This window comes from Paraburkholderia tuberum STM678, from assembly GCF_902833905.1.
Classification (GTDB): Bacteria; Pseudomonadota; Gammaproteobacteria; order Burkholderiales; family Burkholderiaceae; genus Paraburkholderia; species Paraburkholderia tuberum.
The window spans coordinates 1-22,004 of sequence record NZ_CADFGP010000086.1 but is presented as its reverse complement, the minus strand read 5'-3'; the positions used below and the strand labels follow the sequence as shown (position 1 = coordinate 22,004).

Annotated in this window: 17 protein-coding genes and 3 pseudogenes; 15 read left to right on the top strand and 5 right to left on the bottom strand. The window is 60.6% G+C overall.

The window, feature by feature from the left end:
* Window positions 1–918: 918 nt before the first annotated feature.
* Together HWY30_RS37510 and HWY30_RS37505 are read right to left on the bottom strand one after the other, a co-directional pair.
* Window positions 919–2,145 carry an ISL3 family transposase gene (locus HWY30_RS37510; protein WP_090810168.1) on the bottom strand — a complete coding sequence of 409 codons (1,227 nt, stop codon included), beginning with the start codon at window positions 2,143–2,145 and terminating at the stop codon, window positions 919–921.
* Between the two features lie 268 nt (window positions 2,146–2,413).
* Entirely contained in the window at window positions 2,414–3,217 is an 804-nt protein-coding gene (locus tag HWY30_RS37505) for a DUF72 domain-containing protein (RefSeq protein WP_090806724.1), read from the bottom strand.
* Between the two features lie 252 nt (window positions 3,218–3,469).
* On the opposite strand from HWY30_RS37505, the pseudogene HWY30_RS42810 reads away from it, so the two are divergent.
* The 9 genes and pseudogenes from HWY30_RS42810 to HWY30_RS42800 form a co-directional block, all read left to right on the top strand.
* Window positions 3,470–5,110, top strand: a pseudogene (locus HWY30_RS42810) (DUF6537 domain-containing protein); the annotation flags it as partial.
* Window positions 5,111–5,224: 114 nt separating this feature from the next.
* Window positions 5,225–6,406: an isovaleryl-CoA dehydrogenase gene (locus HWY30_RS42185; RefSeq protein ID WP_143037286.1), complete on the top strand. Its 1,182-nt coding sequence runs from the start codon at window positions 5,225–5,227 to the stop codon at window positions 6,404–6,406.
* A gap of 29 nt (window positions 6,407–6,435) precedes the next feature.
* The gene (locus tag HWY30_RS42615; protein ID WP_279613329.1) at window positions 6,436–6,564 is read left to right on the top strand and encodes a hypothetical protein; all 129 of its coding nucleotides are present in this window, start codon (window positions 6,436–6,438) and stop codon (window positions 6,562–6,564) included.
* A 45-nt stretch (window positions 6,565–6,609) separates the two neighbouring features.
* Window positions 6,610–8,331: a site-specific integrase gene (locus HWY30_RS37495; protein WP_090806718.1), complete on the top strand. Its 1,722-nt coding sequence runs from the start codon at window positions 6,610–6,612 to the stop codon at window positions 8,329–8,331.
* A 20-nt stretch (window positions 8,332–8,351) separates the two neighbouring features.
* Window positions 8,352–11,030 carry a DEAD/DEAH box helicase gene (locus HWY30_RS37490; protein WP_090806717.1) on the top strand — a complete coding sequence of 893 codons (2,679 nt, stop codon included), beginning with the start codon at window positions 8,352–8,354 and terminating at the stop codon, window positions 11,028–11,030.
* Between the two features lie 18 nt (window positions 11,031–11,048).
* A complete protein-coding gene (locus HWY30_RS37485; protein ID WP_090806715.1) occupies window positions 11,049–12,185 on the top strand; it encodes a hypothetical protein in 1,137 nt (378 codons plus the stop codon).
* A gap of 10 nt (window positions 12,186–12,195) precedes the next feature.
* On the top strand, window positions 12,196–12,621 hold the full coding sequence (locus HWY30_RS37480) for a UPF0158 family protein (protein WP_090806713.1): 426 nt from the start codon (window positions 12,196–12,198) through the stop codon (window positions 12,619–12,621).
* A 15-nt stretch (window positions 12,622–12,636) separates the two neighbouring features.
* On the top strand, window positions 12,637–13,050 hold the full coding sequence (locus HWY30_RS42805) for a hypothetical protein (RefSeq protein WP_090806711.1): 414 nt from the start codon (window positions 12,637–12,639) through the stop codon (window positions 13,048–13,050).
* A 15-nt stretch (window positions 13,051–13,065) separates the two neighbouring features.
* A complete protein-coding gene (locus tag HWY30_RS42800; protein ID WP_341809960.1) occupies window positions 13,066–13,188 on the top strand; it encodes a hypothetical protein in 123 nt (40 codons plus the stop codon).
* A gap of 195 nt (window positions 13,189–13,383) precedes the next feature.
* Here the strand turns inward: HWY30_RS42800 and HWY30_RS37470 are convergent.
* From HWY30_RS37470 to HWY30_RS37460, 3 genes and pseudogenes are all read right to left on the bottom strand, one after another.
* Window positions 13,384–13,836: pseudogene (locus HWY30_RS37470) on the bottom strand (FAD-dependent oxidoreductase); the annotation flags it as partial.
* A gap of 86 nt (window positions 13,837–13,922) precedes the next feature.
* Window positions 13,923–14,903: a quinone oxidoreductase family protein gene (locus HWY30_RS37465; protein WP_090806707.1), complete on the bottom strand. Its 981-nt coding sequence runs from the start codon at window positions 14,901–14,903 to the stop codon at window positions 13,923–13,925.
* Window positions 14,904–15,120: 217 nt separating this feature from the next.
* Window positions 15,121–16,185, bottom strand: a complete 1,065-nt coding sequence (locus tag HWY30_RS37460) for a beta-keto acid cleavage family enzyme (protein ID WP_090806705.1) — start codon at window positions 16,183–16,185, stop codon at window positions 15,121–15,123.
* Between the two features lie 1,233 nt (window positions 16,186–17,418).
* Here HWY30_RS37460 and HWY30_RS37450 point away from each other — a divergent pair.
* From HWY30_RS37450 to HWY30_RS37425, 6 genes and pseudogenes are all read left to right on the top strand, one after another.
* Complete coding sequence (locus tag HWY30_RS37450) at window positions 17,419–18,540, top strand: porin (protein ID WP_090806703.1); 1,122 nt, start codon at window positions 17,419–17,421, stop codon at window positions 18,538–18,540.
* A 28-nt stretch (window positions 18,541–18,568) separates the two neighbouring features.
* Window positions 18,569–18,943 carry a BON domain-containing protein gene (locus HWY30_RS37445; protein WP_090806701.1) on the top strand — a complete coding sequence of 125 codons (375 nt, stop codon included), beginning with the start codon at window positions 18,569–18,571 and terminating at the stop codon, window positions 18,941–18,943.
* Window positions 18,944–19,152: 209 nt separating this feature from the next.
* Window positions 19,153–19,870 (top strand): annotated as a pseudogene (locus tag HWY30_RS37440) (enoyl-CoA hydratase-related protein).
* A gap of 37 nt (window positions 19,871–19,907) precedes the next feature.
* Window positions 19,908–20,390, top strand: coding sequence for a hypothetical protein (locus HWY30_RS37435; protein ID WP_176079014.1), 483 nt, complete (start codon window positions 19,908–19,910; stop codon window positions 20,388–20,390).
* The gene (locus tag HWY30_RS37430) at window positions 20,359–20,724 is read left to right on the top strand and encodes a hypothetical protein (protein ID WP_090806699.1); all 366 of its coding nucleotides are present in this window, start codon (window positions 20,359–20,361) and stop codon (window positions 20,722–20,724) included. Before HWY30_RS37435 ends, HWY30_RS37430 begins: the two co-directional genes overlap by 32 nt.
* 350 nt (window positions 20,725–21,074) lie before the next feature.
* Complete coding sequence (locus HWY30_RS37425; RefSeq protein ID WP_090810166.1) at window positions 21,075–21,917, top strand: TauD/TfdA dioxygenase family protein; 843 nt, start codon at window positions 21,075–21,077, stop codon at window positions 21,915–21,917.
* Window positions 21,918–22,004 lie beyond the last annotated feature (87 nt).

Below are 22,004 nucleotides of genomic sequence, written 5' to 3'. Positions count from 1 at the left end.
CTCCGCGGTTTCCTCCCTCGAGGCTTGTCCAACGCCTGCCCGCATGCGTCGTCGTGCGCTCACGCGTCGGCACACAAGGGCAGGCGTCGAACAAGCCTTAACAGAAACGGCCCGTCACGATCTGTTCGCGAACGTCAACTAATGAGGAGCGAGCCGCCCTTCGACGCGGCGACGCCTCGATCGATAGCTGCGCCTGAAAGCGGTCGATGAGCTATCAATGCCTCGATGAGGCTCGCCAGTGACGCCGATCATTTACCGTGGCGGTATTGTGGGCATAATGTCATTCGTGCGGCCCACCAGCCCCAACTTTGAAAGAAAGGTGAATATGGCGGCCCCTGAAAAAATTGTTCAAACACTTTTCGCGAACCCTCCGTTACGGAACGGGAGAAGGGGCCTGCGTCGAAGAATTGATTTCGTAGAGTGCGAGACAGCGGGGTCACAATTCAAATAGACAGATGAAAAGAATCTATACGTACAAAAGGCTTCGAGATTGCGGTCGAGCTTGAACCAGTGTGGGAAGCGTCTGGCAACGTTACATTGCTGCCACCGCGTGGCTTCATCGCCGTCGTGCACACGGCACATTAGAACGGCGGGCGCTACTTGGCTCATGATTGCGCCGATACGGCTGACAGCAGATAACCAGCAGCCTTTCGCGACGGAAGCCGTCGCGCTCATGGCAGGGTTCAGCTCTGGGCAGCGGGTCGTAGACGAGACACTCGTCCAGTGAGTTCGCCCAATCGCGATGGATTGAAGATTGGATGAAGGTAACGGCGGAAGCGGTTTGGCTTCCGCTTAGTATCGGTTTTGTCCGCAGTATCGCGTGAGCATGACCAAGCTGATTCTCGCGAACGCTAAAACTGGGGAGTTCTCGGCGATCATGCAAGACGGCTCTTTTGAAAATGCAGTGGGTAACGGGGCTCACGAGGCATGCGGGTTGAGGCCGGAGAAATCGAGCTTGCCAGCAACGAGAAAGAGGACCGTGCGCATCGTCGCGAAGCGCGTGTAGCCGCGAGCCTTTCGCTTGGCCGCCTGAAACAAGCCGTTGATTGCTTCGATGAAGCCGTTGGTCTGGCGCGTCTGAGTCCAGGCGACGATGCCGTCGAAGTGCCGACGAATCAGACGCGCGACGTCCTTCATCGGCTCGACTTTCGAACGCATGACGTTGGTGCACCACTGCCGCAACATCTCGGAGACGACATGGATTTGCTTGCGCCCGAGAATCTCGCGCAGTTGCTCGCGATACAGCCATGCGCGGGCGGTGCGCTTGGTGGCGTACTGCCTGACCAGCGCCTCGAGGTCGGTCAATTGCGCCAGATTCAGTTTGTTGGCGTCCTTGAGCAGCGTCCAGCGCATCCCTTTAAGTTCTGGGTCGGCTTTCTGTTGTTGGCGGCGCACCGTATCAAGCGCCTTGGACGCGTGGGCGACGACGTGAAACTTGTCGAACGTCAGCCGCGCATTGGGCAGATGTTCGCCCACGCCTTTGATGAAGGCGGGCGACATGTCGATGCTCACCGAGGTGACCTGCTCGGGCGTGCCGTGGTGTCGGCTCAGATATGCCGCGAAGCCTTCAATCGTCTTCGCGTCACGCCCGGGCGTGACGAACACGACCCGTCGCGCCTGCATGTCGGCGACCAGCGTCAGATACTCGTGGCCGCGCCGGTACGAGGTTTCGTCAATAGCTACCGTGCTCACGTCCGACAGGTTCGCCGACGTGAGCGCGAGTTCCACATAGCGCGAACAGATGGCGTGCACTCGGTGCCACGACAGATTGACGATGCGTGCCACCGCGGCAAACGGCATCTGCTGCGCCAGCATCAGCACCAGCGCTTCGAACAGCAACGTGAAGCCGTCGAGTTGGCCGACCCAGTCGGGTTCCACCAGCCGTACCGCGCCATCCGGCAAGCGCACTCGCGGTACCCGCACTTCCAGATAGCACTCGTGGTGGAAGAAATTCAGGTGGCGCAGTCGCTTGATTTGCGTGTCATGCACTGGGTGCTCACCGGCGACCCCGGGGTAGGCGAAGCGGCTGCCAGCGACAAAGTCCACGGCAATCGTGAGCTGCCGTTTGGCCGTGTCGAAGTCGACGCCTTGCACGTACCACGGGGCCTTGATTCCCAAGGCGGCTTCAAAGAGTTGATTCGTCATGTTCGCTTCGTCTCGCATGGCTGGTTGCCGGTTCAGGGCGCCTCAAGGGTTCGCTGCGCCGGGCTCACGCCCGCCCTTGACCCGCCAAATCACCCACTCGGGTTTCAAAAGAGGCGGAAAAATTGGCTGCTGGACCGAAGTTGCTAATGCTGTGACGCGCCAGCTTGAGAGCGAAGCCTTTGCGGGCTTCGCACTTTTTCGTTGCGTGCGCCTCGGGTTCTGCTCGCAATACGATCAACGCGTACGCATATCGCTCAACTTTAGCCTGTCACAGGCGCTCGATGATGGCTTTTGCCGCGTCCGGATTGCGTTCCTTGAAGCCGCTGATCACGTAAAGGTAAACATCGCGCGCGCTTTTTGCGGCTGCCTTGGCCTCGACGGGTTCGATATCTTCAGGAATGGTGCCTGCGGCAAGCTGGCGTGCGCGCTCGGCCCACGCATCGAGCGCCTTCTTCGAATAACCTTGGGCCTGCTTTTCGGACGTCCCCATGATGCGCGCATACACAAAGGGTGCGGTGAGACTGGCGATCTGAGGATAATGGCTATCGCCTGCGAGTACGATCGCCACGCCATATTTGCGCGCCAGCGCGACAAAGACTTCGTTGCGGAAACTCTCGTGTCGAACTTCGACGGCATGCCTTAGCGTGAGTCCGTCGAGCTTCCTGGGCAGCAACGCGAGAAACGCTTCGAAGTCGTCTGCGTCGAATTGCTTGGTTGTGGCGAACTGCCAGTTGATCGGACCGAGTTTTTGTTTCAGATGCACGAGGCCACTGCCGAAGAAGCGTTCGATATTGTCGCCGGCCTCGGCCAGCACACGCCGGTTGGTCGCGTAGCGCGGCGCCTTGAGTGCAAATACAAAATCGTCAGGCGTCTCGTCGCGCCACTTCATATAGCTCTCGGGTTTCTGCAAGCCATAGAATGTCCCATTAATTTCGATGGTCGTCAGCTGGCGGCTCGCGTATTCGAGCTCGCGTTTTTGCGTCAGATCCGGCGGATAAAACACTCCGCGCCATGGGCCATAGGTCCAGCCTCCAACGCCAACCCGGATTCGCGGTTTCGTGCGTGTCGCCATATGCGGTTTTCCTCGTAGCTCCGGGTTGCCTCGGGGCGCTCAGGTGTCGATTCCAACTCAATAGCTGTACCGTGCGTCCATGCAGGCATGACCTGCGGGTCGTTATTACAACTGTCTCGCCAATGGTAGCGGACAACACCCACGCCTGTCTGCTAGTAGCAGCCTAAGCAGGTTCACCTGGTCAGTGACGAGCCGCAGCAGTTCAACGGCGCAACACTGCCGCCGGGCACACGGTTGCTGCATCGCGACCAGATGGACGCATTGCAGAAGGAACTGCGGGACGTCGAGGGCGTGACCGCAATTGTCTATGCGCAGACTTGCGCGGCGGAAAAGCGGCGCCGCAGAAAGCAGAAAAAGCTGGTTGATCCTGCGCGCCGCGTGGTCATCAACGAAGAAGTTTGCGAAGGCTGTGGCGATTGCGGCGTGCAGTCGAATTGCGTCTCCGTGATGCCGTTAGAAACCGATCTCGGCCAAAAGCGGACTATCGATCAAAGCTCCTGCAACAAGGATTTCTCCTGCGTGAAGGGATTTTGCCCAAGCTTCGTTACCGTCGAGGGCGGTCAGTTGCGTAAAGCCGCAAAGGCGCGTGTTGCGGTTCCAACGGGGTTGCCCGCGCCGAAAATCGCGGGGCTGTCACGTCCCTACAACGTCGTAGTCACGGGCGTTGGAGGAACTGGTGTGGTCACGGTCGGTGCTCTGATGGGGATGGCTGCACATATCGAAGGCAAAGGAGTTCTGGTTCTCGATATGGCAGGCATGGCGCAAAAGGGTGGCGCAGTCATGTCGCATATCCGCATCGCTCAGACCCCGGACGCATTGCACGCGGCGCGAGTGGCGTCGGGCAAAGCTGACCTTCTGCTCGGCTGCGACATGATGGTTGCTGCGAGCAAAGACGCGATGACGTTAAGTAGCCCGCTGCGCACGCTTGCGGTCGTCAACCTCGACGTTGCTCCGACCGGGACTTTTGCGCGGGACCCCGACTGGCAGGCAGCGCCTGCAGGACTGCTGAGCCAGGTCAAGGCGAATACGCAAGTGACCGAGGCGCTGGAGGCGTCGCGGATCGCTACAGCGCTGATGGGCGATGCTGTAGCGACGAACGTTTTTCTGTTGGGATACGCGTGGCAGAAGGGTTTGATTCCTATCGAGGAGCGCTCCCTGCTACAGACGATCGAACTGAATGGCGCGGCAGTGGAGATGAACAAGTCGGCCTTTGCATGGGGGCGACAGGCCGCGCTGGACCTTTCCATCGCTCGCGCGGCAGCAGGTCTGGAAAAAGTAAGCATCATGGCGATGCCTCAGCGCAAAGCGTCTCTTCAACAGATTGTCGCAGATCGCGTGGGTAGATTGACGGCGTATCAGAATGCGGCCTACGCGAAGCGGTACGAGGATTTCGTCCAACAAATCGCGTCGCTTGAATCGAGCCGTGTGGGTCGTGACCGATTTACTCGCGAGGTGGCGATCAGTCTGTACAAGCTGATGTCCTACAAGGACGAGTATGAGGTCGCTCGCCTTTTTACGGAGACAAGCTTCCTCACACGGCTCCGTGGACAATTCGAAGGGGATTTCAAGCTTCGCTTCCATCTTGCGCCGCCCCTGCTGGCGAAGAAGGACGAGAAAGGCCACCTCATCAAGAAGCAGTACGGCGGCTGGGTCGTCCCTGCGTTTCGCCTGCTCGCGAGAGCGAAATTTCTGCGCGGCACCGTGCTTGATCCGTTCGGCTACACGACGGAACGGCGGGACGAGCGTGCTGCGATCGGAGACTACCAGAAGCTCGTGAAACGTCTTGTCGAAAGTCTTGACGAAGCGCATATGACGACACGGATTGAGCTTGCGAAGTTGCCGCAGACGGTTCGTGGATTCGGACATATCAGGGAGCGCAATGCGGCCGCCGCTGCGAAGACCGCCGCGGCGTTGTTGGCAAACGGTGAGACCGCGAGACAGGCAACACCTCCTCGATCAAAGGTGTTGCAACGACCGGTTGAATCCGCCCTATACAGGAGACATGCAATGGTACAAATTCCTGGACTCAAATTCCCGCTCGGCGAAGAGATCGAAATGCTGCGCGACAGCATTGCGTCGTTCGCCGCCAAGGAAATCGCGCCGCGCGCCGGGGAAATCGATCGCACCGGTCAGTTCCCGATGGACCTGTGGCGCAAGTTCGGCGACCTCGGCGTGCTCGGCATGACGGTTTCCGAAGAGTACGGCGGCGCGAACATGGGCTATACCGCGCACATGGTCGCGATGGAGGAAATTTCGCGTGCGTCGGCATCGGTTGGCCTGTCGTACGGCGCGCATTCGAACCTGTGCGTGAACCAGATTCATCGCAACGGCACCGACGCGCAGAAGCGCAAGTATCTGCCGAAGCTCGTGTCGGGCGAGCACGTCGGCGCGCTCGCGATGAGCGAGCCGAACGCGGGCTCGGACGTGGTCGGCATGAAGCTGCGCGCCCAGAAGAAGGGCGATCGTTACGTGCTGAACGGCACCAAGATGTGGATCACCAACGGCCCCGACTGCGACACCCTGGTCGTCTATGCAAAGACCGATCCCGAAGCGAATTCGCGCGGCATCACGGCGTTCATCGTCGAGAAGGGCATGAAGGGCTTCTCGGTCGCGCAGAAGCTCGACAAGCTCGGCATGCGCGGCTCGCACACCGGCGAGCTGGTGTTCCAGGACGTCGAAGTGCCGGAGGAAAATATCCTTGGGGCGTTGAACGGCGGCGTCAAAGTGCTGATGAGCGGTCTCGACTACGAACGCGCGGTGCTCGCGGGCGGCCCGACCGGCATCATGGTCGCGGTGATGGACGCGGTCGTGCCGTATATCCACGACCGCAAGCAGTTCGGCCAGTCGATCGGCGAATTCCAGCTGATCCAGGGCAAGGTCGCCGATCTGTACACGACGCTGCAGGCATGCCGCGCATATCTGTACGCGGTGGGCCGCCAACTCGACACGCTCGGCAACGACCATGTGCGCCAGGTCCGCAAGGACTGCGCGGGCGTGATTCTGTACACGGCCGAAAAGGCGACCTGGATGGCTGGCGAGGCGATCCAGATTCTCGGCGGCAATGGCTATATCAACGAGTATCCGGTCGGTCGTCTGTGGCGCGACGCGAAGCTCTATGAAATCGGCGCGGGCACGAGCGAGATTCGCCGCATGTTGATTGGCCGCGAACTGTTCGCGGAAACGATTTAAGCGCGCGCGGGAAAAAGGAGACTAAAACGATGCCCTTCATCGAATCAAAGCTGAACCCCCGCTCGGACGACTTCCGCGCGAACGCGGCGGCGCTCGAAGCGCTCGTCACAGTCTTTTGCGCTCGAGAAAAATTTTACAAATTCGAAGCAGTGAGATAATTTATATTATCGCGTCATTCATTTCGCACATGAAAAGTTGGCACCATGGAAACGCGTCAGACCCAGGAGCCCGCCGGGCAGGGTTTCCCCAATGCCGACTCGCTTGCCGCCCTGCGCAGCTGGTATGCGGGCCTGTCCTCGCGCGCAGCCGTGGCCCGCTACCTGGGCGGGCGCAGGGCGGCAGGCGTTTCCTCGCGGGGTCTCATCGGAGACATCCGCAGGCAACTGATCGCCTTTGCGCATAGCCGGCATCGGCCCGATCTGGCGGCAGTCTTCGAACATACACCCACGCAACGGCACGCACGGGCGGGCACGGTCGAGCGCACGATCAGGACGCTTGGATCGTTGCCCGTACCACAACCGCAAGTGACCGACGACGTCGCGCTGTGGTTCGCGCCGCGCACAGTGCGGGCGCTGCATGCGCACGGCATTCGTACGCTCACGGATCTGACGGTACGCATTCCGCGCCGGCGCCAGTGGTGGACCCGGATCAAGGGGCTCGGGGCGACCGGCGCGCACGCCATCGAAGCGTTCTTCGCCGCGCACCCTGCCTTGACCGAGCGTGCCCGTGCCTTGATCACGCTCACGCAGCCGGCCGGTATCGTGCCGTGGGAGCAGCTACGGCTGCCGCATGAAGTCGACGGTTCGCAGGGTACGTTGCGCGCCCCGCGCGAGACCTGCACGCTCAATGCCACGAACGACTACGAGGCCGTGCAGGCGTGGCTCGCGCTGCACGAAACAGTCACGACGCAGCGCGCCTACCGCAAGGAAGCCGAGCGGCTGATCCTCTGGGCCATCGTCGAGCGAGGCCGCGCGTTCTCGTCGCTGACAACCGATGACGCGATTGCATACCGGACGTTTGTGCGCCGTCCCTCGCCCCGTGAACGCTGGGTCGGTCCCCCGCGACCGCGTGATTCTGTCGAATGGCGCCCCTTCACAGGCGGCCTGTCGGCGCGCTCGACTGCCTACGCATTGACGGTCCTCTCGGCGCTGTATCGATGGCTCATCGAGCAGCGCTACGTGCTGGCCAACCCCTTTGCCGGCGTCAAGGTTCGCGGCGCGGCGCTGCGCCCCGAACTCGACACGACGCGCGGCTTCACCGAGGGCGAGTGGCTGCTGCTGCGGGCCTTTGCGGACGGTCTCGAGTGGTCGTACGGGTGGTCCGGACCGGCCGCACAGCGGCTGCGCTTCCTGCTCGACTTCGGCTACGCGACGGGCCTGCGCGCGAGCGAACTCGTGGGCGCCGTGCTGCGCGACATCCGTGCTGACGGGCACGGCGAGTCGTGGCTTCACCTCATTGGCAAAGGCAGCAAACCCGGCAGGGTGGCGTTACCGCCGCTGGCAACCGATGCGCTTGATCAATATCTGCTTGAACGACGGCTGCCGGTCTCACGGGAGCGCTGGAGCCCGGCGACGCCAATCCTCGCCAGCCTCGGCGAGAATGAGGGCGCGGGTATTACGGGCGCGCACCTGTGGCGCGTCATGCGCCGGTTCTTCGTGGAGGCCGCTGGCGTGCTGGAGGGTGATCATCCGCTGCTGGCGGAAAAACTGTGCCGCGCGAGCCCGCACTGGATGCGGCACTCCCACGCCAGTCATGCACTCGCGCGCGGCGCGGAACTGACGAGCGTACGCGACAACCTGCGCCACTCGTCCATCTCAACGACCTCGATGTACCTGCGCGGAGACGACCTCAAGCGCGCCCGGCAGTTCGCTGAGGCCTTTGGACGTCGCATCAGGAAACAGCGTACACCGTCTGACTTGCAGTGAAATCAGCGCCTTCGACCATCATGCCTTCGATCAATACGGATCATCTTGCGCCCAACATCACGCCGACGGGTCATCTTCTTGCGGTGCCGAAAACCGATGCTCCCCCTGTGCCGGAAGACATCGCGCTCGACCGCGCTTTTCAGGCCGGCGCAGGCCACGGTCTGCTCTATCTCGGCAGCACGGTAATCGGACGGGCACTGCCCCCCGCCTGGGGCTGGTGGCGCGACTTCGCCATGCGTTACGTCACCGCGTTGTGCACGACGGCCACAGACGGGGACATCGCAGTCGCCGAACCGGACGCCCGGGACATCGGGAGGCTGATCGACGATGCCCCACCCATGACGGGCGTCGAATATCTCACGCCGCAAGTGCTCGCGACACTGTGGGGCGAGATCGGCAGCGCCCTGCGCCAGGAGCTGGCCAGCACGGGCGGCTCGCTTCAGGCATTTCTCAGGTCGCGTCACCCCACCTGGAATCTGGTGGGCCGGGTCCACTTCAATCTTGCCGAGAACCGGAAAGACCCTGAGGCCCCCTTCGCTTTTCTGGCCACTTATACGGCGCGCGTCTCCGCGCATGGCAAGACCCAGCATCAGCCTCTGTCGCGCTCGCTCGAGGAATTTTCCGGCACGCGCAACAAGGCGCAGCTTCTTTCGCTGCTGCTCCCCGTTCAGCGGGCGGCCGAGTGTTGCGACTGGGTGCGCTCCATGCTTGAGTCGCGCGAGATCTATCATCCGCTGCGCTGGACGCCCACCGAGGCCTGGCACCTGCTCCAGGATCTGCCGGCACTCGAGGCCGCCGGCATCATCGTCCGGCTGCCCGGTACGTGGACGACGGGTCGTCCCGCGCGGCCGAGCGTCACGGCCAGTGTGGGCACGAAACCGCCGTCGCTCGTCGGCAAGGATGCCTTGCTCGATTTCAACCTGGCAGTCTCGCTCGAGGGCGAACCATTAAGCCCCGCCGAAGTCCGAAAGCTGCTCAAGGGCGCCGACGGCCTGCAGTGGATCCGCGGGCGCTGGATCGAGGTGGATACCCGGAAGCTCGGCCGTCTTCTGCAACGCTTCGAAGATCTCGGGCAAGCCGCGCAATTGGGGCTCCCACTCAACGACGCGCTACGCCTGCTGGCAGGCGTGCCGGGCAATGATGCCGAAGTGCCTGAAGAACACGACTGGGCGCAGGTCGTGGCCGGTCCCTGGCTGGCCGATACCCTTCAGAACCTGCGTCAACCGCAAGGCCTGGCGCGCGTCGAGCCGGGCCCCGGGTTGCATGCGCAGCTTCGACCGTACCAGCACGCGGGCGTGCAGTGGCTCTACCTGCTCAGCCGGCTCGAACTGGGCGCGTGTCTGGCCGACGACATGGGGCTCGGCAAAACGATCCAGATCCTCGCGCTGCTCCTCATCCTGAAGCGCGAACAGCGTGATCCACGTCCCAGCCTCCTCGTTGCGCCGGCCTCCTTGCTGGCCAACTGGGCCTCGGAAGCCGAACGCTTTGCGCCCGGTCTGCGCGTCCTGGTCGCCCACCCCTCCGTCACGCCGGCCGAGACCCTGCGCGGCCTCGATGAGGTGCGGCTCGCCCAGACCGACCTCGTCATCACCAGTTTTGGCGCGCTGCTTCGCCAACCCGCGCTGGAGACGATCCGATGGCGCCTGGCGATCGTCGACGAAGCGCAGGCAATCAAGAACCCCGGCGCCAGGCAGACCCGGCAGGTCAAGAAGCTTCAGGCGCAGTCGCGCATCGCCCTGACAGGTACCCCCGTGGAAAACGGCCTGGCGGACCTGTGGTCCATCTTCGATTTCACGCATCCAGGCCTGCTGGGCTCGGCGAAGGATTTCGCCGGATTCAGCAGGCGTCTCGCGAAAGCCGGGCACTTCGGTCCGCTTCGCTCGCTCGTGCGACCGTACATTCTGCGCCGCCTGAAGACGGACAGGAATGTCATTGCCGATCTCCCGGAAAAGACCGAGCTCAAGGCCTGGTGTCACCTGAGTCCCGTCCAGGCCGCACTGTACGAGCGCGCGGTTCACGACCTGGCCGCCGCGCTCGACGGTGCACAAGGCATCGAGCGCAAGGGCATCGTGCTGAGCTACCTGATGCGTTTGAAGCAGATATGCAACCATCCGTCCCAGTGGCTCGGCGACGCGGCATGGAAGCCTGAGGCCAGCGGCAAATTTGCGCGTCTGCGGGAACTGGTCGACGTGATTGCCGCCAAGCAGGAAAAGGTACTCGTATTCACGCAGTTTCGCGAAACTACCGAGCCCCTGGCGGCGTTTCTGGGATCACTGTTTGGCCGCGAGGGTTTGATCCTGCATGGCGGCACCCCGGTCGGAAAGCGGCGCGAGCTGGTCAGGCTTTTTCAGGAAGACGAATTGACACCCTTCTTCGTGCTGTCGCTCAAGGCAGGGGGATCGGGGTTGAATCTCACGGCTGCCTCCCACGTGATTCATTTCGATCGCTGGTGGAATCCGGCCGTGGAGAATCAGGCGACGGACCGGGCCTTTCGCATCGGCCAGCGCAGGAACGTGCTGGTGCACAAGTTCGTCTGCCGGGGCACAGTCGAGGATCGGATCGACCAGCTAATCGAAACGAAGCAGCAACTGGTGAAGGATGTGCTCGAAGGCGGAGCGGAGCTGCTGCTGACTGAAATGACCGATCGGGAGTTGCTCGATCTCGTCAGGCTCGATATACATCGTGCGCAGGAAACCTGACTACGCAAAGGGAATGTGATGGGTTACTACGGTGGATGGAAACCTTATGTCCCGGTGGCTGAACGCCGGAGAAAAGCCGAACAGCAGGTCGCGAAAGCAATCAAGACCGGCAGGACGCTGTCGCCGATCGCGCCGTATCGCGGCGCCATCGCGAAAACCTTCTGGGGCAAGGCGTGGTGCGATAATCTGGAGCGCTACAGCGACTACGGCAATCGCCTGCCGCGCGGGCGCACCTACGTCCGTAACGGTTCGGTGATCGATCTGCAGATCACGGCGGGCAAAATACACGCACAGGTCATGGGATCGAGCCTCTACACGGTCAAGATCGACGTCAGTGCGTCTGCCAATCAACACTGGCGCACGTTGGTCGCCGACTGCGCGTCATCGATCGATTCCATGGTCGAGCTGCTGCAGGGCAAGCTATCGGGCGCCGTGATGGAACGGATCTGCAAGCCGGGCACGGGACTCTTTCCGTCGCCGAAGGATATCCGGTTCGGTTGCAGCTGCCTCGACTGGGCGTCGATGTGCAAGCATGTGGCCGCGGTGCTGTACGGTATCGGCGCCCGGTTCGACCAGCAGCCCGAACTGCTCTTCACGCTGCGGGGTGTGGACGCCGCCGATCTCGTCAGCAGCACGGGTGCCGGATTGTCCGCAGCGGGACCCGCGCCAGCGTCGGGCAAGGTTCTCGACGACGCGGCCCTGGGCGACGTATTCGGTATCGAGATCGACACCGGCAGCGAGCCGCTCGCCGCATCTCCTGCTGCACGCAAACGGACAGGCAGGCAGTCCGCTGCGCAAACGAGCCGGGTTCCCACGCCATCGACCCCAGCGAAACCGGCAGCGAGTGCGAAATCGACCTCGAAAGGCAAAACGGCGGCACCCAAAACGGTGGTCAAATCCGTCGTTGCCGCAAAACCTGCTGGCAAGGCGCGTGCGGACGCACCAGGGGCGACCCGTTCAGCAAGCGCGAAATCGACCTCGAAAGGCAAAACGGCGGCGCCTAAAGCGGTGGTCAAACCCGTCGTTGCCGCAAAACCTGCCGGCAAGCTGCGCGCGGGGGCTCCAAAGGCGCCCCGTTCAACCGCCACGCAAAAACCGCCCACACGTTCGCCGGCGACACCACGATCCCCACAGAAAGCAAAAACATCCCGATGAGGTCACCGTCATGGTCGCCGTCAAATTCGATGATCTTTCCTCGGCCTTCGACTTCGTCAGCTATGCAGCGCCGATGGAACACCAGGCGTATATCTCGCTCGATACGGGAAAAATCTACTGGATTTCCGATGCCATCGACACGATCGAGGAGGCGATTCCCGAGGATCTGGAAGACCCGGATCGCTACCTCGCGATACCGCACAAGAACGAACTTGATCTCGGAAGCAGTCTCGCCCTGCGCTTTGCCGCACAGCAGCTGCCTGCGCGTTATGACCAGATTGAAGGGTTTTTCCAGCGGCGAGGGGCATACGCGCGCTTCAAGGATTTACTCGAGCGCGAAGGTGCTCTGGAACGCTGGTATGCGTTTGAAGCCGACTCTGTCGAAAAGGCACTAAGGCAATGGGGCGCTGAAAACGGGCTCGAGATTCTTGATTGAGAGGCGACGCGTCGGGTGAGACAGGCCAAAGTCTCTCGCTACACAGCGTACCATCTTTACGTCAATCAGCCGGAAACCCTGCTACACAAGGCTCTTCAGCCCGGAATTCGTCACAGAACTGAAAAAGCACCAACTTTTGTAGTAGTTCGTATCAACTTTAGTTCGTTTGACAACTACGACGGGGCCTGCCTCAACGCGGGTAGTGACGCGACCCTGGTCTCGAATCCCGATGGTGGCGTTGTTCAGCTCAGGCGGCGCGCTGATGCTGAGAAAAAGCGGCTCGTGGAGCTGCGCAAGAGCGGGCTGCAGAAGATACCTGCCGGCCGCGTACAGAGTATGCAATCGCTTCCCGATGCGATGCTCGGAATAACGGAGCCCGATGCGTTGTACGCGTTCGTGAATGACGTGTTACCTCTTCTGCGCGACTAGGGCTGGCGCGTCACCATGACAGCTGAGTTCCGCTTCAACGTGATCGAGATCCATGCCATCGACGGGACGGCGCACCATGCCGGCGACGGCTGGTTCGATCTGGAAATGGGCATCGCGGTGGCCGGGGTTACCACCTGACTGAAGCTGCCATTAACTTTCAGTCGACCCTTGCAGTGTTCAATGCACTGCGATCGGTCAAATTTTTCCTTTTGGACTCGTTGAATTAGCATCGTTTTGACGAAAAATTCACGAATTACAGCCAACCCTCTTGTGAAGCCGAGAATCTCGTCTGAGTCACGGTCAACTATGATCTATCCGTTTCGCCGTTGGTACGGGCGCAGCTGCCATCGGCAGGCTTGCGACCCGGACCGGAATGCCGCGTGTTGTCGCTTCTATCTCAGTGATGCCGATTCTTCCCAGCTCCGGCTCGACAAAGAGCGCGTACGGGATAACCCTGTCTGTCTTTGTCCGTAAGCCTCCGTCCAGAACCGATTTCAGTAAGCGATAGTCGTCAAAGGAAGCGTGTGTGAACATGGGCGTGCCGGGAACTTCACCGATTGCCCACGTGTTCTGTGCAGTCGTTGCGAGTCGCTCGTCTGTGACGATGAAGCCGCGCAAATCAACTTCAACTCCTGCCGCGTCAAGACCAATATCTCGGGCGTTGGGGATACGCCCTGCCGCGACGAGAATATGCGTGCCCCGTACGGCGCTGCCGTCTGCGAGGGTGATTGTTACTTCCTGCCCAGAATGTCCTTCGACCCGTGCAGCCCTAACGTTCATACGTATAACCGTCCGGCAGCAGGTCATTAACGACCTGACCCGACATGCCGAATCACTGGGCTACGTTCCGCAGCCCAAACAGCTTGACATATTCAAATCACGAAAATGGAGGACCCCGTAGTTTTTCGAGCCTCCAGGTCCTGATGTGCCTGCACCGCGTCCTCCAGGGCATACCGCTGATTGATCCCGATGCGGATGCGGCCTGCCGCCACATGGCCGAATAGCTCATCGACCAGTTCTGCCTTCTCGGCCGGATCGGCGATGTAGTCGGCGAGACCCGGGCGGGTCACGTACAGCGAGCCCTTGCGGGCCAGAATTGCCGGATCGAACGGCGGGATTTTGCCGGAAGCGGTGCCGACGCAGACCAGCAGGCCGCGGCGCTTGAGAGAGTCTAGCGAGGACATGAAGGTGGTCTTGCCCACGCTGTCGAAGACCACGGACACGCCCACTCCGTTGGTGAGTTCCCGCACGCGCTTGGCCACATCGTCATGACTATAGTTGATCGTGTGATCACAGCCGTGGGCGCGCGCCACCTCCGCCTTGGCGTCAGTCGAAACCGTACCGATCACCGTCAGGCCGAGCAGTTTGGCCCACTGCGAAACGATCAGGCCAACACCGCCTGCTGCGGCATGCAGCAGCACGGCGTCGCCAGCTTTGAAAGGGTAGATTCGGCGCACCAGGTAGGCGGCGGACAAGCCCCGCATGGTCATGGCCGCCGCAGCTTCGCAACTGATGGCCTCCGGCAGCTTGATCAGCGGCGCGGCAGAAATCAGCCGCTCCGTGCTGTAGGCGCCCAGCGTGTTGATGAAGCCCGTGTAGGTCACACGGTCGCCGACCGCCAGATGGGTCACGCCGGCACCGATGGCCTCGACCACGCCGGATGCCTCGTTGCCGAGGCCGCTGGGCAGCGGAACCTCGTAGATACCGCCGCGGAAGTAGGTGTCGGCAAAGTTAAGACCCACTGCCACGTGGCGGACGCGCACCTCTCCCGGTCCCGGCTCTCCAACTTCAGCGTCCTCAAAACGAAGGACCTCGGGACCGCCGGTTTCGTAGAATTTAACGACTTTTGCCATGTTGTCTCCTGTCGACCAGAGTTGGCGCTTTAGCGCCTTACTCTGGTCCCATGCAATATCTGCGGTCGACCAGAGTTGGCGCTTTAGCTGTCGACCAGAGTTCGCGCTTCAGCGCGCTACTCTGGTCCCATGCAAAGCCCTTACTCTGGTCCGATGCAAGCTGGTTGCGGATATGTATCGACTGCCGCAGTTCGCCTGCGGCTCGCTAGCGCTTACTTCACCCTTGGGTCGGCTTGCGCAGGAAGCCCTGGTTGCCACCGTTACGATTGGGCGCGAAGCCGTTGGCCTGAAGCGTCTCGTCAGCCGTGTCGTAGAAGACCCCAATCTTCATGATCTCTCGCGCCTGTTTCGCTGTCGCGATGGGACGGCCAAATTCGCCTGAAATGCGCACCAACTGCTTGATCTGCTCGACGGAGCTCATCTTGCCCGTGCGGGTCTGGTTCCAGAGCACATCCTCGATGCCGCACCGCACATGCAGACCCAAGGCGATGCCAATCATATTCACGGGCAGCACATTTAGCACCGAACTCTCCACCGTCACCACTGCGCCGTCGGGCGCAGCACGCAGGAAGTTGGCCAGGTTGTAGATGTTCGCCTGATCCATGCCGCCGCTGATAGCCACCCAGTTCATCACCAGTGGCCCCTTGTAGACACCGCGGCGAATCATCCGCTCAATCGTTTCAAAGCTGTTGATGTTGTAGCACTGAAACTCACTTTGGATTCCGGCGGCTGTCAGGCGTCGGATGTGCTCTTCGGCCCAGCTGGGATTCGAGGGGACAATCATGTCCTTGTAGGTTGCATAGAGGTGCGGGAATCCTCGCGAAACACCCTTGAAGTCATCCATACCGGCATGCTCTGTCACGTTCATCTGTGTCGTGTTGACGGTGACAGTCACCTGGTCGGGCTTCGGATCGAGTTCGGCCAGCATATGCCGCGTGTCATCGCTTAGCCATTGGGCGGCTTGGCCCTCGGATTCAGGCGCGAAGCTGATGGAACCGCCCACCTGGATGACCATTTCCGGCACGCGGGCGCGCACCCCGGCGATCAGTTCATTGAACATGGACAGGCGCTTGCTGCCCTTGCCATCGGCTTCGCGCACATGCAGATGCAGCACGGTGGCACCAGCTTCGTAGCAATCCACCGCCTTCTGGATCTGCTCCTCCATGGTGACAGGGATATCTTCCGGGAAGTCTGAGGGAATCCAGCCCGGCGCATAGGGAGCGGCTGTAATGATCAGGGGCTGCTGGTTCTCGGGATACAGGTGGCCGTCAAGGAAGTTCATGGTGATGGATCTCCAAATTGAAATTGTGAATAGTGAGAATGTCGAACTGGATGAGAAAGCTTTAGTACGCCATTCGCAGCACCATCGAGTGTCTGATGCGCCCAGTGAATCATCTGGCCCGCCGTCACTTCCTGCTTTACATTGCATGCCTTGCACTTGACTTTTCATGACAGTAATCCGCTGACGCAAGAGCGCCGGATCATCGACTGCCGCATCCACGATCCCGACAGCGACGGCAGGACGAAACGAGATCAAGTGCACATCATGCTGACCAATCTGGTTCATTGTCAGCACCTGACTTTCATCGGGGTCCTGATGAACCATTGGCATGCCGCGCGCGATTCTGTCGGAAGCAATGTGCTGCGCAATGAATCGTTCCTTCTTCAACGTGCTTCTCAGCGGCTTAGACAATGAGACGGATGTGTCGGCGTGACGTCATGGTGGGTCGGCATCACAATGCCGACCATGCACGCGTAGCAAAGCGCTTCATGAGTCATCGGAGTGAGATTCCCCCTCGGGACAAACCCTGAGGCAATCCGCGCCGCAATCCGTCGAGCGGCATGAGTTTTGTTCACCAATATCTTCGCAAATGGCTGCGTCGAGAGCATCGGAATCCCTCCGTTCATTGACTTCACATCGGGCAGTGCAAGGCCACTGTGGTTCACAGTGTATCCCCATAAAATAATAATGTCGACAAAAATAGAGATGCGGAATCTGTCACGGGTGTCGTGGTCGCTTGTCGCGAAGCCATATACCGTTCTGCCTGCCGGGTCGACTCAGTATAAGTATTAATGTCGACATCAACAATTTTAGAGGATGATCGGCATTGTCAGTGTTCGGTCGGCAAGCCGGGCCGTTGCAGGAAGGCCCCGGAATCGCCGAGGGATCGTCAAGTTGCGCATCCCGTCCAAATCAGTCGACGGGCATGAAAAGAGGGCGCCATGAAGCGGAAAATCGTCGATATCGAGGCGCCGTCGTCGTTATTGAGCGGCGGCGCGTATGCGGGGTCGTCGGTCACCCTGGTTGGGGCGATCGCCGCCGGCCTTCTGTATAGAAGTCGTCGGCGACATCGTTCAGTTCCACAGCTCCAATACCGGGAAGATCTTTCGCTACATGAACGCGCGCATGCACCGATTGCGCCGGCAGCGGGGATCGACGACCCCGCGCCATTCGGTAACAGGCAAGCATCCGCCCGGGCTCGCCCGGTCATCATAAAAGGCAGAGGCGACGTCAATGAAACTGAAGTGGAGCGGAGTAGCAATACTCGCGGTATTCGCCAGCGCAGCGCATGCGCAGTCGTCAGTCACGTTGTATGGCGCAATCGATTCGGGCGTTTTCTTTCAGAGCACGGCGGCGTCCTCGTTCGCGCCGAACGCCCACAACAACGGGCACGTGTACGGTATCAAGGACGGCAGCCTCTATGGGAGTTTCTGGGGCATCAAGGGGACCGAAGACATCGGCGGCGGCTACAAGGTCAACTTCAGGCTACAGGGGGTGTTCAACAGCAGCAACGGCAAGGTCGGGCTGCCCGACACGACGGGCACGACTGCGATATTCAACCAGCAGACGACGGTCGGCCTCTCCGGACCGTTCGGCACGTTCGACGCCGGACGGCAATACACGCCGATGATCTACGCGATGGCCGATACCGACGTCCGCGCGGCGCAGTACTTCGGCAGCATCCTGGGCGCATGGCTCGGGCTGAACCAGGCCGCCGGCTGGCCCGGGACGAACACGAATGTGCCCCTCGGCGCGTTGTATGACAGCAACGCGCTCGTCTACCAGACACCGAAGTTCCACGGCGTGTCAGCCGCGCTCGAGTACGCGCCGGGCGGCGTGGCGGGCCAGATTCAGGGCGGTACGCGCGAATCGGCGGTGCTCAGGTATTCGAACTACGGCCTCAATCTGTCCGCCGTCTACTACAACGCCCACGACACGAACCTCGCGGCGGCCGCGCCGACCGGGTACGACAATAACCGCCTCTATTATTTCGGCGCGAAGTACACGTTCCGCGGCGTATCGGTGTCGGCGTCGTACGGGATCGGCAAGAATCCGTCGAACACGCGCCTCGCGGACTACGAAATGATTTCGGGTGGTCTCGGCTATCAGTTCACCCCGTTCTTCAAGATCACGTCTGGCTTCTACTACCTGAAAGATCGCAACAACTCGGCGAACCATTCGAGCGAATACGCAGTGGGCGCGGAATACAGCCTGTCGAAGCGCACGATAGTCTCTGCGCAGGTCGGGTACGTTGCGAACCGCGGGACGATGAACCAGACGATCATGTACGGCCAGATCGTCGCGCCGGGCGTATCGACCACGGCCGCGATGATCGGCCTGCGTCACAGCTTCTGATGCATTGAAATCGAAACGGAGAGCAACGATGAAAACGATGAATGGACTCAGGGTGGCTCTTGGCGTCGCGATCGCGGCAGTGTCGATCGGTGCGTGGGCGCAGGACGGCGCGTCGGCAGGGGCATTGGCTGGCACCGCAGCCTCCGCGTCGAGCGGCATGACGGCCAAAGCCGCGCGGCAGGCGAATCGCGCGCTGCGACGCAAGGTGTACGCAGCGCTCGCGAAGCACAAGGAGATTGACGCGGGCAACATCAGCGTCACTGCGAAAGGCGGCGCCGTGATGATCAGCGGCACTGTCCCGGAGGCGTCGCAGATCAATACCGTCACGGAGGTCGTGAATGGCGTCGCGGGGGTGGCGTCGGTGACCAGCAAGCTCACGGTGCAGCGGCCGTTCGGTCAGTAGTGCAGCGCGCAGGCCAGTTCAGTTTGAATTGACAGACTTGCCCAATGGATTTGAATCTGATTCGAGTCTGCAAACCGGGTGCGACTTTTCCCGGTCGACTGCGCCTTGCGGGAGTCAGGGTTTCCGATGGACCGTAATGATCGATCGTCGACTAGGCGAAGAAGACCATTAACTCGCGCGCTATATCGCGCTTGGCCGGAGTTAAAGCCATGAACGAAGCGGTTCTCAAGCATCGCGATGGCGCGGTGCAAGTGATGTCCATCAACAACGCGACCGCGCGCAATGCGGTGACTCATGAGTTATGTGATGCCCTTCCGGCCGCGCTGGCTGAAGCGCGGGCCGACCCGGGTATAGGCGCAATCGTTCTCACCGGCGTTGGCAATGCCTTCTGCGCTGACGGCGATCTGGACCGGCATGCGCAACGACCCACGACGACGCCGCTGGAGCTTCGCGCAGGAATCGAACGTCTGCACGACCTGATCCGCTCGATTCGCAGTTGCAGCAAGCCGGTGATCGCCGCAGTCGAAGGTTCAGCGTGCGGGTTTATCGATTGCGCTCGCGTGTGACATGCTGGTTGCCGCTCGCAATGCGTCTTTCTTTGTGGCGTATGGGAAGGTCGGCCTTTCGCCCGGCGACAGAACCGCCGTGCTCCCGTCCGAATTCGTCTCACGGCGAGTGCTGACGGAACTATGCCTGACGGGCGAGCCTGTCACGGGCGAACGCATGCATGGTTTGGGTATCGTCAACCGCCTCGTTGACTCAGGGCGCGCGCTCACCGAGGCGATCTCCATGGCAGTGACGTTCGCGACCGGTCCGCAGCGGGTGATCGTCCGGATCAAGAAATTGCGTCGTCACGCTGACAATACCCTCGAAGCGCAACTGGAACTCGAAGCCCGGCATGTGATGGAGTCTGTCGCCCTTCACTGATATGCAGGCCGGCCGTTCACGTAAGGAGGAACCTGTCATGAAAGTCATCTCTCACCTCGACAAGGTGCGACGCCTGGCGGTGCTTCGGCAGCACCTCGACCCGTTAGCCGACTTCGAATTGTGGTTCTGGACCACGCTGACCGCGAGCATCAACGTGTTCAACGCAACGCTTCATCTCGCTGGTCTGACGCGTGACGACCCTGTGTTCTCCACCATTCCCGGCGTGCACGTTGTGAAGCAACCGGACGGCAGCTACGCACGCGAGTTGCGTGGGCTCGGCGATGTGAGCCATGTGGGCTGGCCGGAGATCGCGGGAGACGTACCTCAGGCCATTCGGCAACTCGAACACGCGTTGCATACCATCGAACATCACCGGGATCCATGCATTCGCGGAGATCGCGTTCCAGTACAAGCCATTGTCGACGAATGTGAGCAAGCGTTTACACAAGTCATGTACACATTCGAACAGGCGTTGAAGGGTACCGAGTATGAAAACAGAGAATCATCGGCTCAAGGCTGAAAACATCGAGACGTCACTGAGATTTCTCGGCAAAGATGACTGGGAAATGAAGATTGAGGCAGCGATGCTGGCTGGGACACACTGGGCGAACTATGCGCTGCATCGCCGCGGCGTCACTTCAGACAGTGAGGACATCGTCCACAACTCGATGCTGGTCGTGAACATGCTGCGCAAGTATTCCCTTGCGGAAGGCGCACTGCTTGGTGCGCTGACCGAAATCGAGGAGCTTCGCCCTCTTTATGTTCGGGGAGATTTGCCAGACGGTTCTCGCGCCGCAGCGCGAGCGCTGGAATTGCTTCAGTTGATCAGCGCGCTCGCCAGGCGCCCGCCATGACTGCTTCAGCAGAGAGCGTCGCGATGATCCATCCGGCTATTCAAGCTCCAGTTGCGCGATCAAATGAGTGCTCACGCACTACCGGCAGCCCGAGCGGCGGCATCAATAACTCGCGATCAACCCGGCCTGCGGCGGGCGCGGCGCACGGCTAGCCATACCTGCCATCGTATTTCGCGACTGACCAAGCCTAAGGAACATAACTTAATGTCGACATAAATAAAATGGTCTGCTATCGTGTTTGTACAGATGCAGGGCAACAATATTTTACGGTTTCGTAAAGCTGCGGCGCCACGCGGCGACGGTGGGGGAATTGGCGAAATTCCTACCAGAACAAGGAGATATCGCTCATGATTAAGGTAGAAAGACTGACCGCTTGCATTGGTGCCGAGGTGTCCGGTGTGAGCCTGGGGGATGCGTCTCGAGATGCATCGCTGTTCGCAGAAGTCAAGGCTTTGTTGCTTAAGCACCGAGTCCTCTTTTTTCGAGATCAAGATATCTCTCGGAAAGAGCATGTAGCCTTTGCGAGCCGTTTCGGGAAATTGGAAGAACATCCGGTTGCGGAGAGCGATCCGGAAAACCCGGGCCTCGTGCAGATCTATCGATCGGAACAAAAGAATCCTTACGAAAATAACTATCACAGTGACGGACTTTGGCGGCCGAACCCATCTATGGGCGCCGTGCTGCGCTGCGTCGAGTGTCCAGAGGTGGGGGGTGACACCATCTGGGTCAACATGGTAGAGGCTTATAAGCAACTACCAGAAGAGATCAAGAAGCGCATCGAGGGATTGAGAGCAAAAAGCAGCATTGAGCACTCGTTCGGTGCGGCAATGGATCTGGAGGAACGAAGAAAACTTGCGGCGCGGAATCCAGAGGTGGAGCACCCTGTCGTGCGGACGCACCCGGAGACTGGCGAAAAGATTCTATACGTCAGCAGCTTCACGACGCATTTCGCCAACTACCACACACCTGAGAATGTGCGTTACGGTTTGGACAAGACGCCAGGTGCGAGCCTTCTGCTGAATTATCTGCAGAGCCAGGCATCGATCCCTGAGTATCAGGTTCGCTTCCGGTGGAAACCGAACAGTATTGCCATCTGGGACAACCGGCCAACGCAGCACTACGCGGTAATGGATTATTGGCCGGCTCCGCGCAAGATGGAGCGAGCAGGAATCGAAGGCGATAAACCATACTAGTCAGTATGACTCCGCGAGGTAGAGGCTGGCCCGCCGCGAGGACTCAAACGCGGGTTAGTATTTCTGCCAGAGCCGCACGGTGTGGAC